Source organism: Halalkalicoccus jeotgali B3 (genome assembly GCF_000196895.1).
Lineage (GTDB): Archaea > Halobacteriota > Halobacteria > Halobacteriales > Halalkalicoccaceae > Halalkalicoccus > Halalkalicoccus jeotgali.
Window position 1 is genome coordinate 991,879 of sequence record NC_014297.1, and the last position, 16,228, is coordinate 1,008,106.

Consider the following 16,228-nt stretch of genomic DNA (forward strand, 5'->3'; position numbering starts at 1 on the left):
TCACTCCGACTGGATCCGCGGCGCAAGCATCACGGTCGTCTCGATCGTCTCCTCGTCCCCCCCGTCGACGAAGTCGAACTTGATGGGGAACTCCTTGCCGACGCGGATCTGCACCTCGCCCGATTTCGGGAGGACCTTCTCCATCTCTTCCACGTAGCTCATCGAGAGGATCGTGTCCGTCTCGCCGTGCTCGTGAACCTCCTGTTTGGTTTCGTCGGGGTCGACAAGCGTGTCGTCCGTGTCGCCCTCGGCGCTGAAGAACAGCCCCCAGTTGCGATGCTCGGACTCGCCATCGTAGAACCCAACCGAGATCTGATCGGACGTCAACCCACAGGCCTTGATCGCCCGCCGGAGCGACCCCACCTCGAGGTCGACACGCGTCGGCAGGTCGAGTTCTGGGAAGTCCGGCTCCTGTCGAATCGTATCGGGGTCGATCAGCGCGATCGACTGGTTGATCTCGCCCGCGCGCAGGTGGAGCATCCGCGTCTCGTCATCGAACCCGATCGAGACGAGCTCGTCGTTGCTGACGAGTCCGATCACGTCCTGGAGGCGATCGATAGCTAATCCGACGACGAGCGTGCCGTTGCCATCCGCACCGGCTCGGTGGCTCTCGAACGCCTGCTTGTCGAGGGCCGTCTCGGTCATCCCGACGTTCGCCGGATCGACAACGCGCGTGTGATAGCCATCGGGCGTAATGTGCAATTTAAACTCGTCGACGTACATCCCGACGTGGTCCAACCACATGTCGAGCGTCCCTGCCCGGATGATCGACTCGAAGGCCAGGTCCTCGCCGGCCTGCTCGAAGGTCGAGCGGGCCATCAGTTCGCACCCCCGGCCATCTCGACCCCAGCTGCAGCACTGAGATACCGCTTCCCGTTCGATCGGAGGAGATCGCGACCGCGCTCGGTGACACGGTACTCGTTCGTCCGCCGATCGCGCGAGGACTTCTCGACTAACCCCTCCTCGACAAGCGTGTCGAGATTCGGGTAGAGACGACCGTGGTTGATCTCAGTCTCGTAGTGCTCCTCGACTCTCGATTTGATCCCGAGCCCGTGCGACGCCCCGAGTTCTGCGGTCGTCATGAGGACGTCGCGCTGGAACGCAGTGAGGCCCGCGAGGGTAGCGATGTCGCTCATTCAGCGAACCCCCGGATCGCGACCTCGGTCAGATCATGCAACGACTCGAGGAGGGCCTCCCCCTCGTCTGTGAGACGCCAGTCGTGAGAGACGCCATCCGCGAACTCGCTTTTCGAGACGAGCCCGCACTCGACGAGCTGGTTGATCGAGCGGTTGACGTTCCGCCGATTCATTCGCTGATCAGTGATCTGTTCGATCTGATCGGAGATATCGACCCCTCGGATAGTCGACTTGCCCTGCTTATCGAGCATCTTGATCGCAATGAGCCCCAAAATCGCCCTTGAGTGGCCAACTTCTTCGATGCTGGAGAGTATCTCGCCGTCCAATCTATCAGTGCCTACCGTTGACATTTGTGTAAATTTTGTCTGATTGTCACTGAGCCGCATGAGTGCGGCCTGTTCGATTGCTCGAAGCCCCTGCTGGTCCGCATACGAGTAATTATTTAGTGGCGTATAATAGTAGTTTTCTGACGAGAATGACTGACAGATATTACGGACGGAAACCGTACATTGTTCCGTGATATATCTCGTGAAAAGTCTATTTCTCCACAAACGACTGTTTGACCAAAGGTAACGTTGTGCTCCCAATCCGGGGCGAGATATCCTACTAATAGCCGCGCACTTTCGTATCTGAAACAAACGTCTGACGCTACGCTCAGTAGATACTGTCAACTGATCGGTGTTAATTACGGTACGATTCGAGTCGGACAATCCCGTAGTGTTATTACGGGGTCGGTCGTGGTGTGACATGCGAAGCTCCTCGCGTCTCGGTTCCCCCGGTCGCTTCGACCGCGGGCAGGAACTGAGGCACGCGGGGATCCCAACCTCCTACAGATGAAATCCGATAGCGGTGCGTCTCAGTTCCTAATATCACCTATAGCTCTAGCGTATTCAACCTTGTGGAACGGACGTCGTGGCACGTACAACGTGGGAAAACCCTATTGGCACTCGACCCGTGGATACTATGTAATGGCGTCTGTATCATCGGCCATGTCTGGCCGCGACCGAGACGACGGCGGTCGGTTCACAGCGGCGATGAGCCTCGACGATGTCTACGAGTACGTTCGCGAGCAAGGCAACGTGACGACGACGGAGGTTGCCGAACACTGGGGTGTGAGCAGCGAGACTGCTAGGCGAAAACTTCGCGAGCTCGAAGAGGAGGATCGCGTTATCGCACGCGATGTTGGCTCGGCGCTGCTGTGGATGGCTGACGAATAAGCGACCGCTACGCTATCGTATAGTAGCTGGCGTCTTCCTCTGACGGATTATCGTCCTCACCTGATGGTATGACTCGACACTCTACATCACCGCTCGCCATCAGATCATCGAGATGGATATTGTACTCTCTTTGTAACATCATCATCCTGTCCCACTCGTCGGATTCGTGAATCTCGACGAGTTTGTCGGTCTGCCCTGGCTTTTGCAATTCTTCGATCACTTCACCCCAGCGGGTATCCTCGATCGCATCGCACAGTTCTGGCGTTGTAAATGCTTTATCCGGGTTGGATTCGAGGAACTCAAGAATTCCCGTTTTGTCTGAAATCCCCACGTCAGCTTCTTTCCAGGTGTCGCTTTCTGTCGAAATTGGCATAGCTATTCTGGAAGCTATCGGCGCATAATACCTTGGTTACCTCACCAAACCTAGTCTACCGAGTTACGCCTGCGCCCGCTCGACAGTACCCTCGAGGTGCTCCTCGCAGGCGAACTCCGAGAGGACGTCGCCGGTCAGGACGTAGTACTCACCGTCGCGATCGCAGTCCGAGTCCTGGCAGCGCCGAGGCGCGTTGGTCTCACCGAGCCGGAGGACGAGATCGACGCCAGGACGGGAGAGGCGTTCAGTCATACGACCCACCATTCGGCATCCGGGTGTTGTTGTGCCCACGCGAGCAGGATTGAAAGGGCGTGCCCGGCGTTTCCTGCCGTCGCCTCCCAGTAGTCATCGCTCTGTTCAGTTCCTAGTACATCCACGGCCTCGCGGAGACGCGCTTCGGTATCTCCAGCACGCTTGTCGTTGAGCCACCGAAGCCCCTCTTCTTCGTCGAGTGCTTCCTCGAAGAACTCGGAATAGTTGAATGTCACACTCATTTTGGCCTTAGTGACTCCACTGAGCGCGTATGATCCTCCCTCGGTGTGCCGGGGGGCCCCAACAGCTTCCTCGCCGTCTCTGAGTTCAACACTATATCCCATTTCCATCTCCGACTCTTGGATCGTCTACGAGTTCGTACAGTCCAGTCGGCTCGTGGACGTACTGTACACAATCTCCCGACAGGAGTGACCGTAACTGATTCTGGACAGTGTTTCTGGACAGGCCAGTCTGCTCTTGGAGGTAACCTGGCGTTGCTCGACCCTCCTGGAGCACATCAAGAATGGCTTCTGTGGAGGGTGTGATCTTGATCGCCATCGTTGCGTTGGGCATAATTGTCCTCACATGTTGTTTGTTCCGGTTGTACATATTTCTTTGGTCTATCTGACCACACACTCTTACATTACAGGTAGTAGCATTTATGATGCTGGCCCCTATACTATAGCATAAGCGCGGGATGCCCGGCAGAAGTCCGGGCCGGTGCTTGTGACACCGACCCCGTGCTGGAGATGTGACCCAGCAAATGAGTCAGACTCAATCAGCGACCATGAATCGAACGGTCCGAACGGACACCACGTCGGTGCGCTACGGCTTCCGGAGCGATCCCGAGCCACTCCCCGAATCGTGGGCTGACTTCGGTGGTCGTGCCCCATGCGGGACTGAGCCGGCGTACGAGGACTCGGAGGCGCAGCTGTACTACGCGGTCGAAGTGGCGGTACAGGACCGCCAGATTATCGACTACTCCGAGGGGATCGGAGAGAACGCCAACGTCCGAGAGGAGATGGCCGTGATCGTACGCTACACTCGCGGAGATGGTGAGGACGCGATCTTCCGCGAGTTCGCGGGTGTCGAGCGAGACGGGGCGGTCGTCCCGCGGATCGTCGCCGAGAGCGGGCCCGGGTCGTGGCCGGCAGTGCTCTCGCTGACGTCCGCAGCAGCGGATAGGTTCACCGACGCACCGGCACTCGGTGAGCGTGATACGGCCGCGATCACGCGCCTGTATGGTGATTCGCTATGAGTCGCTGGAGCCGAGACACGGAGAGCGTCCGCCTCGAAATGGCAGAAATTCGCGGCGAACACGGCGACGACGCGGACCTTATCGAGCACCTTGCCCGGCGCTGGGGCATGGAGGGGTCGGCATAATGCCCTTCAACGGCCCCATGCGTGAGTTGCACGGCGACGAGAATCACCGCGAGGAGTCGGTTTACTGTACGCAGTGTGGGTCGATATTCGTCAGGAACCAGATCGCCCGCTCATGCCCAGCATGCACGCTCGCCGAGCGCCAAGAGAAGATCATCGAACAGATCGACCGGCTTGACCGAGATCTCGATACCATCGACGGAGGGGTCTAAGATGAGTTCCAATACGGCGGTCGGCCCCGACCGATCCGACCTCGGAACTCTCGCCGACAAGCTCGCCGAGCGCGAGGACGTACTGGGCGTGCGGATCCACAACGAGCCCGAGCGCAACTGGCGCGACGCGTGGCTCGAGATGGCGATCGAGACCGAGAAGGAAGTGATTCCGTCGGCCGTCCACCGGCTGATCGCCGAGGCGGGCTGTGGAATCACGGAAGCCCACCCGCCCCAACTCGGTCAGACGCATCGCGCCGTCGAGATCAAGGAGGACCCCAGCGCATGAGCATCCAGCAACCCACTGACCCGTACGCAGTCGAAGCAGCGTTCCTCGGCCACGCAGGGACGGTCGAACCGCCGGGCGAACCCGGTGAGGTGGACACGTCCTGCGACGAGACGGACGACTTCGACGGGTGCTCGATGGAACTCCGGATCGGCGATGTCTACACCGGTGACTCGCTGGGCGTGTTGACGCCGTCGGAGGTCGCCGTCGAGGCCCACCAAGATCCCGATGGCTGGCTCGTCCTCGCCGAATCCAACGACGATTGTGACTGCCGGTGGATCCAGATGGCGAGTGCCGACACCGTCGAGATCGAACAGTAGCTGATCACCCCGCTGACGTTGCGGTATCTCTCCCCTTACGTGCGACCCGCCCGCGTGGATTCGCCGGGTTCGACTCCCGGCCGGGCAATTGCGGTGCAGTACGGTGCGGTCAAAGAGGTCAAACAAAACGATGGCAACAGCAGACAACTCAACAGAAGCCCGAGAAGCACAGTATCAGAGAATGCACCTCCAAAAGTTCCCCGTTCGTCTCTACTGGAAGATGGGCGACGATGGCGGGGAAGTCCCGGCGTGCAATATCAAGAACCCTGACGAGAGTGACGCAGCACAGCTCGTCTACGACGCCTACGACGTTGCGTCGTTCGACGAACTCGCCGAAAAGGTGTTCGGAACGACTGACCGGATGCCCTTCGGGAGCAGTGAGCAGCGTGTCGGCGTCCTCGTTGACGAGCCCGGTGAGAATGAAGAGTTCTTCACCGATCGGGAGTTGCTCGGTTTCGCGGACATCCTCGACGAGGAACTCGCCGACGGCTTGATCGAACTCTACGGCGACATTCCGTCGCTGTGTGAGACGGTTCGGGGTGGTCATGCAGGCGCGATTTGGGAGGATGCCGACATCGAAGGGTTCGAATGGACGGATAAGATTCCAGAAAATCGGGAGATCGAACGGTCGATGAAGCAGGCGAAGGTCTGGGAGGAGCCCGAGAACGTCACGGCAGACGACTGGTAGGCGTACTTTCCTTTTCACGGTCCTCAGAATAGTGTTGCCACTGGCGAGCGTTGCTAACCCGTCAAAAAGAACGCCCTGCGCCGCTTCAGTCGCCGATCCGCCGCTCTTTGTCGCCGGGATCTTCTTCGCGCTCAGTACCGACACGCAAGCCGAACGAATCCGCTATCTCTTCGATCCGCTCGGCGATCGGCTCGGGCGCGACGTCGACGACCGTCTCAAGTGGGTCGTACCCATCCAACTCGATGATCCCGTACCACGCCCACACGGCGGGGATCCCGACCGTCCAGATCAGGACGATCGCGCTGATGCCCGCGTTCGCATAGACGTGCTCGAGCGCGAGCAAGTGCGAGAGCACCCAGAGTGTGAAGCCGATCAGTACGGCGATCAGTGCGGCCGGGATCGAAACACCGTCTCGGTCGGGGTGCAAGATCCCGAAGAAGCCACCGAACAGCAGGATGCTCACGCCGAGTGCGCCAACGACACGCCGAAGCGAGAACGTCCCATTAAGAAAGCCGATGGCATGACTCGACAGCATCCACGCGACGGCGACGACGATCACCGCCGTCGTGAGGTTGCGAAACGCTTGCTTCCCCAAATCGGCGGCGACCGTGAGGAGTTTAGCCATCGTCACCGTCCCCATCGTTCGAGCCCCCGTCCGAATCCTTCGGGGCCTGGATCGACACCAGTCCCTTGAAGAAGTCCCCTCTGAGCGTGGCTTGCTGGCCGAGCAAGAGCAGGAGGATCAGGGCTGCGAGTGGGACGAACACCGGTTCGAGCGTGCTTGCGTCCGCGTAGCCGTACGAGTCGCCGGTGTAGATCACGATGACCATGATCACCAGTGCCGACCCCATCATCCGTGCCAACGTGTTCGTCATTTGTTTGCATCAAGATGCCAACTCGGTCCGTGCCTTGCCGCGACCGCGTTGTATTTATCATGATTGTGTGTGGGTGTGTGCGTCCCAACGGGGCTGTCTCCCCGTGGGGACAGGCGTCGGGGCAGACTCCCCGGCGCGCTACTCATGCCGGTGGTAGTCCCCCCGATGTGTCTTCGGAGTTGTCTTCGTTGATCCCGGACTCGTCAGTCTGTCGCACGCCTTCGTTCTCGCCCTCGAGAAGCGTCTCGTCATCGCGCTGGAGGAGTGCCTCCTCTTCGGGGAAGCGCCCCTCCCAGCGCTCACGCTGTTCGCTCTCGTCGAGCCCGCTGTACTCGTCAGTTCCCTCCTCGATCGACTCGCTGACCTCCCCGCGGGACGTCCCGTGGCTCATCGTGGTTGCGAGAAAGCGCTCGATCGCCTTTCCAAACCCACGCTGGGCCTGCCGGCGCTCACCATTGATCAGCGCCTTGATGCCGTACTCGACGAGTGCGACCGTCCCAGCATACGACGTCAGCGCGAAGCCGACGTGCTCGTAGGTCGGTTGGATCCCCAGGACCGCCGAGATCGCGCCGAAGACGCCGCCGAGGAGCACCGTCGTCGCGAACTTGATCGAATCGAACGTCTCGGGTTCGTCGGGATCGAGTCGCACTCGGGCGAAGAAGATCCCGCCGTACAGCATCGCGCCGAGGATACCCAGTACAACCGTGTTCTGTGTCAGTGTTTCAAGATTCATGAGTTGGGTTCAATCCGCCCGCATCGCTGCTTCGACCGCACCGAGGCATCGCGCACCCGCCTGTGCACTCGCCCGTCGCTTCTCGACACCGCTCGTCCGATCGACACTGGGGGCCGGGGACGTCCCGGTCCAGTTGACCGGCGCGCCCTTCCCTTCCGACCAGTTCTCGAGGCCGCCGAACTCGTTGCCCGATCGCCGCCAGCCGGTCGGGAAGCTCACGTTACGCTGATCCAGCGCGTCTCCCTCCTCGAAGTGGACGAACTGACAGTCCCGCGTATCGTAGCCGGGCGCACCCGGTGCCGGATGGCCTCGGATCCCGATCGCCGGACAGCCCGAGCGGGAGTACCATCCCGGCGTCGCGAAACGCTCGCGGGCGAGGAACGTACACTCGTAGGTGTTGAGGAACTTCCCCGCCGTCAGATCGCCGTCCTCGCCGCCGTTCTCGTCGAGATTATGCATGTCGATCGGGGTGAGCATGGCATTCGGTCCGAAGAGGTCGCCGCGACAGGTGTAGCCACAGTCGGGATGGCCAAAGCCCGTAATCGCGTGCCGGGTCGCGTCGTAGTAGTTGAGCTCCGACGTGACCGTACCGTTGTACAGGTTGATCCCGTAGCCGTATCCCGGAACCGCGCAGTTGTGTAACATCGACCGGCTCACCGTAACGTCGGGCGTGTGGTTCCGCGATCCGAAGCTGAGCGCCGCGTGCGTGAAGCCACGCGCCTCGATGTTCCGGACCGTTCCGTCGACGCGAGCGTTCAGCCCGCGCGAGAAGACCTCCGAACGCATGTCGTCGCGCTCCGAGAGTGTGGTTCCGTCGCGCGAGATCGGCTCGTAGCCCGGCCAGTCGATGACGTCGGCCTGCTCGAGCAGTCGATAGCCGTCAGCCATCTCGGGGCGCCACGAGGGGCCGTCGATCCGCACCCCTTCGAGATGCCACTCGCCGCCCGAGTCGGCACGGATCGCCCCACGGTAGGCGGCCGATCTCGGACCGGACGTCCGAATGTCGTCGTCCCCGGCTCGACGCCGGGCTTGTGCCGGCCGCCGACCAGGACCGACCCGGCGATGTCGAAATACTCGTCGGTCACTTGGACGGTCTCGCCGTCGGCGAGGTAGACGATATCGTTGTCGTCGGCGCGCTCGAACTCCGAGGTCTCGGAGACGATCACGTCGGCGTCGTCCTCACTCCACCGTGGTTCTCGAACGCTCTCCCCGCCACCGACGGCCGACGCTTCGAGTGCCGCCGCTGGGTCGATTGCTGACTCGTTCAGTGGCACAGGTCAGTCCTCCACGAGATCGTCGAATCCGAGATCGATGTTGGTCCAGTGATGCAGGATCGCGTCCCAGCCGGCGTCCTGGTAGTCGGCGAAGGCCTGCGATCCGGGCCCGGCACGACCGAGTTGCCACGAACACTCGGCTGTCAGCGGGACCTCTGGATCGTTGATGGCGTTCCAGTCGGCGATCTGTCGCCCTCGCTTGAGAGCGACGACGTCGTCCCCGGTCGGGTTGGCCGTGTCGCGAGTGATGAAGTACTGCTGGCCCTCGTGGACCGTTACGTCAGGATAGATCGTCTGTCGACCTTCCTCGAGGGTGATCTCCCGAGTTGCGATCCGCGAGCCGACGTCGTAGGTCTCGCTGGCCTCGTAGTCCATCGCGAAGACCTCGAGTAGCATCGACCCCGCCTCGCGGGCGTGGACGTCTGCCCCGCGCCAGTGGGCGTCAGCCTCGGCGGTGACGACGATTCCCCACGCACCGATCCCGTTGCCGTCACGAGTGGTGTGGAAGGCTTCGTCGTCGTGGCTCCCACTGGCGAGCGTCCGGGTGTGCGCAGGGCTGCTGACGAGCTGGAGCTCCTGTCGGGACTGGCGGATCTCCGCGAGTTCGTCCTCGAGTGCGGGTGTCGATCCGGCCCCCTCTCGGTTCGCGATCTCCTCGACGGTCGTACCGAGTTCGGCGATCGCCGTTTCTGTTGACTCGACGCGCTCTGTGAGCGCCGCGAGGTCCTCATCAAGCTGTGCTCCGGTCTGCTGATAGTTCTCACTCATGGTTTGAAGAGTTGCCGCGCCACTCGCATCGCTGCCCGGCCCCGTCTGTCTCAGGGACTATTCGAGACGGTCATCAGGGCCGGGCCATCACGTCCCGTCCGGATCACTTTCACCACGCTATCTGCAGCCTTTTGTAGCCAGAGCCGTACCTATCGATACGAAGCGCGGTTTCGCCGATTGCTATGAATGGAATCGGCCCGGAGTCCAGTCCGGACCGTGCTTCTGGAGGTGCCAGAAGCAATGTCACGTTCACCACCACCGACCAAAGGTATTGCGCACGACTGCCCTCGACACAGTAGCGAGGACGCTCTGTCCGAACGCGAGTTCCAGCTGTTACTTGAGGGCGCGGCCTCACTCCGAGATCCGTACGCCCAACAGGCCCGATTCGTCATTCTCGTCGCCGGCCGACTCGGGATGCGCGCCGGCGAGATCGCCCACATGGATCGCTCCTGGATCGACTGGCGGAACCAGATGATCGTCGTCCCACGCCATGATCCCTGCACTAAAGCTCGAGGCGAGGCTGGCCCGTGTGGGTACTGCAAGCGACTCGCCGAGCAGGCTGCCGATCACAACCCGGAACTCTCGTACGAGGCTGCACTGGCCCGTGCATGGACGCCAAAGACCGATAGCGCTGCGCGATCGATCCCGTTCGATTTCGACCCACGGACGGATCTCGTAATCGAGCGGTTCTTCGAGCGCTACGAGAAGTTTCCACACTCGAAGCAGGCGGTCAACCGGCGAGTCAACAAGGCTGCCGAAGTCACCGACGAGCTCGACGAAGACTCGATCTACCCGCACTGCCTTCGGGCTACGGCGGCCACTTACCACGCCTCACGAGGTCTGAGCGCACTCCCACTTCAGTCGATGCTCGGGTGGAGTGATCTGTCCACGTCTCAGAAGTACGTTCGTCGGTCGGGAGAAGCAACGGCCCGGGCACTTCGAACGGTCCACCGACAGTAACGCTACAGCCTGTCGGATACTTTTTTCTTGTACTTTATTGCACGAGGTTGCTGTTCGGATCGGCTGTTAGCTGAGTACTCAGTATCACTCGATAGCGATCCGGTTGTTGTCGGGAAGGCGGGAACTGTCCGGTGGCCTGAACGAGAGCAACCCGATCGCCTCCGCGGACCGAAACGAGTGATGCGATTCGTATCCTGTATTCAGTTCCTCGTATTGATCCGCGTTCAGAATCCCGTTGTATCCGAGTGGGTGCGAACCAACGCCTTGACGGCGCTTGTATATCGGGAGTAAGTAATCTCCGAGTGGACTACTCGCCACACGTCGAAGCCCGTCCATCACGACCGACTCAAGCCCAGCCCCCTCATCGCCACTGGGCGCGTCTGCGCCAGTTACCACCGGGTACAACGCATCTGTGTAGTCTCGCAATATCTGTTTATCAAATCTGTGCGTCGGAGAGACACCGCCCCACGTTGTGATGAACTCCCGATCAACTAATGGGAACCAAAAGTCATAGCCCCAGTCTGCATACAACATCCCGGCCTTCGCCATAAATTTTCCTTGGCGCTCCTTGAACTCCCACGATGCGAATTCTCGCCGGAGATCGGCAGTGGTGGTGATCTCATCAGGGAGTTGAGATGCGATCCGTGCCTTCATCCGCGCTTCCGTCTCGGATGTGCATCGGAACAGCGTATAGTGTTCGTCAAAGATGTGGTCAACTAACTCCCCCTTGCTTGCGGCACGGTCCGTGGCCCATCTCGCCGGGACGTGTTCCGAGACGCTCGCGACGGTTTGGCCAGGGACGATGATTGCATCGTCCCCGATCCGACCTGACTCTTTGAGGACTTTGAGCGCCGGCCAGCTACCGACGGGGGGTAGTGCATCACTGACGCCTGCGAACTCGAAGTAGTCCCGGCGTTCGTCGGAGTCGTACCACTGAGACCATTTCCCGGGGGTATATTCGACGTGCTCCCATTCCAGGCCGATGTCGTCCGCAACCTGCCGGGCAGTCTCAACCTCGGATTCGCCGGGCTGTCCATAGGTAAACGTGAATATATTGTTGTAGCCGGCTCGTTTGAGATGTAGCGCGATAAGGCGAGAATCAACCCCTCCACTCAGGGGAATGGCGATTTGTCGCCCATTAGCATAATCAACCAAACGCCCAATTGCGTTCCCAAGAGCGGAATCGAGGCGCTCGACAGTTTCGGACTTGTCCCGCCCTGTCGATGAGGGGGCGTACTCGCAATGGGTCTCGCGATCCACGACACTCCCCGTGCCGGTAAGCAGAACGGCTTCCCCGGCCTGGATCTGAGAGACGGATGGTGTCAGCGTATCCGACCCGGTGACGTATTGACACAGTAGGAACTCGGCGACCTCCTCCCGGTCAATCTTGGGTTCGTTAACTACGTCCGGTGAATCGCGGATCGCCCCATCAGTATCGTAAAACAGCGGCAGAGTGCGGAACTGATCGACCGCCGCCCCGACCCCTTCGTTGAGTGGTGTGATGAGTGCAAAGTGGCCGGTGAGATCCCCGACGAATGAGACGAACTGCTCCCAGGCATCGATACCGCGGAGTTCGTGGACTAATTGAGCAGTCGATAGTTGTTGGTCACCTCTAAAAGCGGTGCCCGCCGCCGCTGTGTCTCCGTCAATCGCCCATTCGTATCGTGTGAGTTCGGTTTTAATGTCTCTCGACATGGTGTGTAAACGAACACATCACCATGTTATAATGGTTATCGTTCCATCAGGCCTGTGCCCCCCGACAATTGCGAACGGTGAGGTTCGTCTCGTCGGTCAGTGAAATGTCAATATCCACGTCGACGGAGCCCTGTGCATCAACGTCTGAGAGGGTCATCCACGGCGAGTCGGCGCGCGACCGAACGTTTTGCCAGTTGCTCGTGAGTTGTCCCCCATCAATCCGAATGAAGTCAGCGGATTTCGTCCCTGATTCGTTGATATTGATACCGGCCGAATATGCCGACTGGCCGTTGTCCGTACATTGCGGGGCCGTGACATCCACGTAGACGTTCGAGCGAAGTTCAACACCATTCGATTCACTCCCTATTGCTCGTGGAGTCGTCAGTACAACCCGATCACATTCACGATATGTCTGGCCGTTGCCAGCATCATTAAGCGATTCCAACCCAGTCCCTTCAACTTCTGCGCCATCGGCCAGAATTCCGCTATCGCCACCATTGCCGCTCGTGATGACGGATGTCGCTTTAAGCGTTCCATTCTCGACGAACAGGCCTCGACCCGTATTTGCCCACGACCGGACATCTGATATATCATAGGTTATGGTTCCTTGGTCCTCGATGAGGTGGAGGCCGTGGTTGCCGTTGTCGTGGGTTCGGATGTTCGAGAGATGGACTGTCGCCTCCGTCGTCGCCTCATAGCGGACGTTAACCCCGACCTGCCCGTTTCCATACGATTCGATATTAGTCAAGTAGTATCCTTTCCCAGCCCCGTCCAACTGGTTTTGAGGACGGACGCCGTGTCGATAATGGTTTCGAGAGATGACGTTATGAGCACGAACATTGTTCGACTCGGGGATGTTGAGCCCGTAGTAGCCCCCGTTCTGGACGATGGCATTGCGGATCTCGGATCCATCCGTCTCCCCGAGGCGAACTACTGAGAGATATGCCTGCCCTCCTGTTTGAGAGGTTCCATCCCACGTTCCCCCGTCAATGACGACGTTATCCGCCCCTTCAGTATCCAAGAGGTACTCGTCGGCCTGTGTTTCGATCAGTGCGCCATGAGAGATAATGGTCGTGTCAGACGGCGGGGTGAGTTTTGTGCCGCCGCTGGTATGCGTTCCTGGCGTTATCCGAAGGACACCACCCGCCGCCTCCGAAAGTTTTGCATGAAGGTCGTCGCCCGGCTTGGCCTGAATTGTGTTATTTAGCTCCTCTGTATCTATCGCCGAGTAGTTCTCAAGTGTGGCCGTGCCGGCTCCGTCCTTCGGCGCTTTCTGTCCGGCTACCGTATCTATTTCTGCTTGTCTGGCAACACCCGTCTCACTCTCAGGCGCGTTCTCGACAGTCGCCTCTTGAGCGCTGATCGAGCCGAACACGCTGTTGAGTTCGAAGCGCCGGTTCTCGAACGCCGACGCCGAGATCGTCGCCACACCCGATCCGACCCAGATCTCCCAGAGCGGCGTCCCATCGAACTCGGAGAAGGCCGGCGGTGCGGGCCGAACCGCCCGCTTGCCACTATCGGCCTCCTCGACGGCCGCCTCGGGCGTACCCGGGATGATCGACAGATCGCCGGCCGGCGTTGCGATCAACAGGTCACGTCGAGGGTTGTCCGGATCCGACGTCGACACGCCGATCGTCTGCTCGTCGATCTCCTGGACGGTCCCGTCGACAAGGGCTGACCCGCCGCCGAACCGAAGGGTGTTCGTTGTGCCGAGATCGCCCGTCTCGATCGACAGCCCACACCCACTGATTACGCCATAGCCGGCGAAGGCCATCGCGAGTTGGTTCTGATCGAGTGCCTGAAACCCGTCTCTGTCATCTATTGCGTACATGTCTTAAAAGTCGTTGTCAGTTGGTCGTGACCACGCTGTACGGGTCGTGAACGGTCGTGTCCGTATGCGCTGTCACACTCGGGGCGTCGACCGGGCCCGTCCAGAGATCCGTGTAGGGCAGCCCCGTGAGGTCGATGTCAGCGTCCGAATCGACGTTCAGGAGTTTAACCGTCCCGCCAGTCGTATCCGATTCTCCGGCGACGATCGCGTCGAGACCCGTAGCGTCGATCTCGAAGTCCGTCCCGTCGAACTCGAAGTTGCCTTCCTCGAGAATGAGCGGTCCGATCCCGGTCTGGGCGTCGGCATGGACGCGAATGTCGCACTCGTCGAACTCAACCCGCCCGCGAACCGTCGCCGAGTAATTCGCGATGAACTCGGTCCCGATCGCCTTGATTGTCGAGTTGACGCCCGAGGAAATGATGCGCCCGCGCTGGAGCTCCCAGCGCCGGTCTTCGGTCCCACCGTGGTCGTCCATCGTATCGTCCGGGCCCCGGCAGTGAACCGACCCGCCAACCACAACCATCCGGCCGGCGACCTCGGCACCGTGAAACGAGAGGCCGTTCATCGAGACGCGAGATATCTGCGGATGGATGACCATCAGCGTATCACAGCCCGACCGGATGTCGGGCCCCCGGCGGACGCCCAGTGCTCGCGGTCGGACGAGCGCTATGTCAGTCGAGCCGTTGAAGTAGAACGGCTCGCCGCAAGACCCCGAGAGATTCATCGGCCTCTCCGCCCGAAGGTCCGCACCGACTGCGTTCATGTCGTCGCTCGTCGTCCAGACGTGCGAATCGAATCCGCGTGCGTAGACGTCCTGGATTCGTGCTCCCCGAGTCAGTCGCGTGCCGATGATGTGACGCGGCCCGCCGAGGACCTTCCCCACGCTTTCGTCGAACGTGGGCTCGTTGCGCGGGTAGACTTTGAGCCCCTGAATCTCGGGGAACTGGATCTGATTCTCGATGTGGGTCGCATACCAGTTGTCCTGGACGTCGTACCGGAGCGCCTTCGTGAGCTTGATCTCGCCCGTCGAGTCGTTGACCTCGGAGACGGTCGCAACGGTCGGCGTGTACGACCGATCCATCACCGAGCCAGCGGTATCGATATTCCGAACGACGATCCCGTCGCCGATATCGAATAGCCCTGGGTCGTCGATATACAGCGAGTCGGTGCCTCTCGGCGCACTCGAAGAAATTCCCGCTGTACTCCCGAGTTCGCCCCGGAAATAGAAGAGGGGTCGGTAGTGATTCTGATCGTTGGGATAGGCGAGCCCGTCGTGATAGTCCGATTCGATCCGCGCGCGGCGGGCGTCGATCGAGATCGCCTGCGTGATGCGGAGCTGATCCGCGAGGTAGTAAGTCCCGCTTCCGAAGACGATCTCGTCGTGCTCGTCACAGACGTTGTTCGCGAGGTCCTCGATCGCTGCCGATGAGTCTTCGATACCAGTGGGGTCCGCGCCGTAGTCGTCGACGTGATACGATGCTCCGGTTCCATCGCCACCACTGCCGCCACCACTACCACCGCCGGTATCGACGTTGCCCTGGATCCACCCGATCGTCGCGTACTCGTCCGTTTCGCTGGGGGGCGACGTTGCCCGGGCCGAGCTAAAGTACCCTGTCGCCGGATCGCCTTCGCTGCCGACCTGCCCACCTTCGTGACCCTGCGAGTCGTGCCCGCCGAGTTCCTGCTGGCGGACTCCGTCGGTCGGCTCCTCGGGCGGGTTCTCGATCGATAGCGACTGCGTTGAGACATCACCGAACGTCGGATTGATGTCCGTAAAGCGGCGCAGGATGTCACCGTTCGCGATCTCACTAACACCGGGGTCGACCCAGATCTCGCACAGCGGCGTCCCGTCGATCTCCTCGAACGTCGGTGGGGCCGGCCGCTTTGCCGTCTCAAGCCGGACGTACGATTCGCGAGGATGTTTCTCCTCTGGCGTGCCGTCGTTGACGATGAGCTCGTTACTCGCGTTGATCGAGAGGACGTCCCGTCGGGGATTGTCACTCGTGTTCTCGGGGATCGAGACTGGCTCGGCGTCGTGCTCCTGGAACGACCCGGCGACGGCGGCAATGCCCTCTGACACGGCAAGGGTATCCGCTTCGCCGACAGTCCCACTGCCGACCGAAACCTCGAGGCCGGAGACCACGCCGTAGCCGGCGAAGGCCGCCGCGAGAACGCCGTAGTCGACCGCTTGGTACGCCTGATAATCGTCTAATGTGTATGGCATATACGCT

The 16,228-nt window shown here is 60.6% G+C and carries 23 protein-coding genes; 9 read left to right on the forward strand and 14 right to left on the reverse strand.

Features of this window, described 5'->3' with window-relative positions:
- From HACJB3_RS05030 to HACJB3_RS05040, 3 genes are read right to left on the reverse strand one after another with little or no spacing between them, the layout of a single operon-like run.
- Positions 1 to 819, reverse strand: a complete 819-nt coding sequence (locus HACJB3_RS05030; protein WP_008414567.1) for a hypothetical protein — start codon at positions 817 to 819, stop codon at positions 1 to 3.
- A complete protein-coding gene (locus HACJB3_RS05035; protein ID WP_008414568.1) occupies positions 819 to 1,136 on the reverse strand; it encodes a PadR family transcriptional regulator in 318 nt (105 codons plus the stop codon). The genes HACJB3_RS05030 and HACJB3_RS05035 overlap by 1 nt, the downstream gene beginning before the upstream one ends.
- The gene (locus HACJB3_RS05040) at positions 1,133 to 1,387 is read right to left on the reverse strand and encodes a hypothetical protein (protein WP_008414569.1); all 255 of its coding nucleotides are present in this window, start codon (positions 1,385 to 1,387) and stop codon (positions 1,133 to 1,135) included. Before HACJB3_RS05040 ends, HACJB3_RS05035 begins: the two co-directional genes overlap by 4 nt.
- 738 nt (positions 1,388 to 2,125) lie before the next feature.
- Here HACJB3_RS05040 and HACJB3_RS05045 point away from each other — a divergent pair.
- A complete protein-coding gene (locus HACJB3_RS05045) occupies positions 2,126 to 2,353 on the forward strand; it encodes a DeoR family transcriptional regulator (protein WP_008414570.1) in 228 nt (75 codons plus the stop codon).
- A 7-nt stretch (positions 2,354 to 2,360) separates the two neighbouring features.
- Here HACJB3_RS05045 and HACJB3_RS05050 read toward each other — a convergent pair whose 3' ends face one another.
- The 3 genes from HACJB3_RS05050 to HACJB3_RS05060 form a co-directional block, all read right to left on the reverse strand.
- Complete coding sequence (locus tag HACJB3_RS05050) at positions 2,361 to 2,726, reverse strand: hypothetical protein (protein WP_008414572.1); 366 nt, start codon at positions 2,724 to 2,726, stop codon at positions 2,361 to 2,363.
- A gap of 63 nt (positions 2,727 to 2,789) precedes the next feature.
- On the reverse strand, positions 2,790 to 2,978 hold the full coding sequence (locus HACJB3_RS05055) for a hypothetical protein (protein ID WP_008414573.1): 189 nt from the start codon (positions 2,976 to 2,978) through the stop codon (positions 2,790 to 2,792).
- Complete coding sequence (locus HACJB3_RS05060; protein ID WP_238532829.1) at positions 2,975 to 3,322, reverse strand: hypothetical protein; 348 nt, start codon at positions 3,320 to 3,322, stop codon at positions 2,975 to 2,977. Before HACJB3_RS05060 ends, HACJB3_RS05055 begins: the two co-directional genes overlap by 4 nt.
- 443 nt (positions 3,323 to 3,765) lie before the next feature.
- Here HACJB3_RS05060 and HACJB3_RS05065 point away from each other — a divergent pair, with 443 nt between their 5' ends.
- The 6 genes from HACJB3_RS05065 (at position 3,766) to HACJB3_RS05085 (ending at position 5,861) form a co-directional block, all read left to right on the forward strand.
- Positions 3,766 to 4,236 (forward strand): hypothetical protein, encoded by a 471-nt coding sequence (locus tag HACJB3_RS05065; RefSeq protein WP_008414576.1) that lies wholly within the window; start codon positions 3,766 to 3,768, stop codon positions 4,234 to 4,236.
- The gene (locus HACJB3_RS21005; RefSeq protein ID WP_008414577.1) at positions 4,233 to 4,361 is read left to right on the forward strand and encodes a hypothetical protein; all 129 of its coding nucleotides are present in this window, start codon (positions 4,233 to 4,235) and stop codon (positions 4,359 to 4,361) included. The genes HACJB3_RS05065 and HACJB3_RS21005 overlap by 4 nt, the downstream gene beginning before the upstream one ends.
- Positions 4,361 to 4,570, forward strand: coding sequence for a hypothetical protein (locus HACJB3_RS05070; RefSeq protein WP_008414578.1), 210 nt, complete (start codon positions 4,361 to 4,363; stop codon positions 4,568 to 4,570). The genes HACJB3_RS21005 and HACJB3_RS05070 overlap by 1 nt, the downstream gene beginning before the upstream one ends.
- Before the next feature lies 1 nt (position 4,571).
- Positions 4,572 to 4,856 carry a hypothetical protein gene (locus HACJB3_RS05075; protein ID WP_008414580.1) on the forward strand — a complete coding sequence of 95 codons (285 nt, stop codon included), beginning with the start codon at positions 4,572 to 4,574 and terminating at the stop codon, positions 4,854 to 4,856.
- Positions 4,853 to 5,173, forward strand: coding sequence for a hypothetical protein (locus HACJB3_RS05080; RefSeq protein ID WP_008414581.1), 321 nt, complete (start codon positions 4,853 to 4,855; stop codon positions 5,171 to 5,173). The genes HACJB3_RS05075 and HACJB3_RS05080 overlap by 4 nt, the downstream gene beginning before the upstream one ends.
- A gap of 181 nt (positions 5,174 to 5,354) precedes the next feature.
- Positions 5,355 to 5,861, forward strand: coding sequence for a hypothetical protein (locus tag HACJB3_RS05085; protein WP_008414582.1), 507 nt, complete (start codon positions 5,355 to 5,357; stop codon positions 5,859 to 5,861).
- 85 nt (positions 5,862 to 5,946) lie between these two features.
- Here HACJB3_RS05085 and HACJB3_RS05090 read toward each other — a convergent pair whose 3' ends face one another.
- From HACJB3_RS05090 to HACJB3_RS05105, 4 genes are all read right to left on the reverse strand, one after another.
- Positions 5,947 to 6,486, reverse strand: coding sequence for a hypothetical protein (locus HACJB3_RS05090; RefSeq protein WP_238532830.1), 540 nt, complete (start codon positions 6,484 to 6,486; stop codon positions 5,947 to 5,949).
- Positions 6,479 to 6,736 carry a hypothetical protein gene (locus tag HACJB3_RS05095; protein ID WP_008414584.1) on the reverse strand — a complete coding sequence of 86 codons (258 nt, stop codon included), beginning with the start codon at positions 6,734 to 6,736 and terminating at the stop codon, positions 6,479 to 6,481. Before HACJB3_RS05095 ends, HACJB3_RS05090 begins: the two co-directional genes overlap by 8 nt.
- 142 nt (positions 6,737 to 6,878) lie before the next feature.
- Complete coding sequence (locus HACJB3_RS05100; RefSeq protein ID WP_008414585.1) at positions 6,879 to 7,469, reverse strand: hypothetical protein; 591 nt, start codon at positions 7,467 to 7,469, stop codon at positions 6,879 to 6,881.
- A 9-nt stretch (positions 7,470 to 7,478) separates the two neighbouring features.
- On the reverse strand, positions 7,479 to 8,357 hold the full coding sequence (locus tag HACJB3_RS05105) for a hypothetical protein (RefSeq protein WP_148258233.1): 879 nt from the start codon (positions 8,355 to 8,357) through the stop codon (positions 7,479 to 7,481).
- Between the two features lie 143 nt (positions 8,358 to 8,500).
- Here HACJB3_RS05105 and HACJB3_RS05110 point away from each other — a divergent pair, with 143 nt between their 5' ends.
- Entirely contained in the window at positions 8,501 to 8,728 is a 228-nt protein-coding gene (locus HACJB3_RS05110; protein ID WP_013199407.1) for a hypothetical protein, read from the forward strand.
- 18 nt (positions 8,729 to 8,746) lie between these two features.
- Here HACJB3_RS05110 and HACJB3_RS05115 read toward each other — a convergent pair whose 3' ends face one another.
- Entirely contained in the window at positions 8,747 to 9,511 is a 765-nt protein-coding gene (locus HACJB3_RS05115; protein ID WP_008414586.1) for a hypothetical protein, read from the reverse strand.
- Positions 9,512 to 9,751: 240 nt separating this feature from the next.
- On the opposite strand from HACJB3_RS05115, the gene HACJB3_RS05120 reads away from it, so the two are divergent.
- Positions 9,752 to 10,471: a site-specific integrase gene (locus tag HACJB3_RS05120; protein ID WP_238532831.1), complete on the forward strand. Its 720-nt coding sequence runs from the start codon at positions 9,752 to 9,754 to the stop codon at positions 10,469 to 10,471.
- An 84-nt stretch (positions 10,472 to 10,555) separates the two neighbouring features.
- On the opposite strand, the gene HACJB3_RS05125 is transcribed toward HACJB3_RS05120, so the two are convergent.
- The 3 genes from HACJB3_RS05125 to HACJB3_RS05135 all read right to left on the reverse strand — a co-directional run bounded on the left by HACJB3_RS05125 (position 10,556) and on the right by HACJB3_RS05135 (position 16,221).
- Complete coding sequence (locus HACJB3_RS05125) at positions 10,556 to 12,166, reverse strand: asparagine synthase-related protein (RefSeq protein ID WP_008414589.1); 1,611 nt, start codon at positions 12,164 to 12,166, stop codon at positions 10,556 to 10,558.
- Between the two features lie 46 nt (positions 12,167 to 12,212).
- Complete coding sequence (locus tag HACJB3_RS05130; protein ID WP_238532832.1) at positions 12,213 to 13,940, reverse strand: right-handed parallel beta-helix repeat-containing protein; 1,728 nt, start codon at positions 13,938 to 13,940, stop codon at positions 12,213 to 12,215.
- Positions 13,941 to 14,013: 73 nt separating this feature from the next.
- The gene (locus tag HACJB3_RS05135) at positions 14,014 to 16,221 is read right to left on the reverse strand and encodes a hypothetical protein (RefSeq protein ID WP_008414593.1); all 2,208 of its coding nucleotides are present in this window, start codon (positions 16,219 to 16,221) and stop codon (positions 14,014 to 14,016) included.
- Positions 16,222 to 16,228 lie beyond the last annotated feature (7 nt).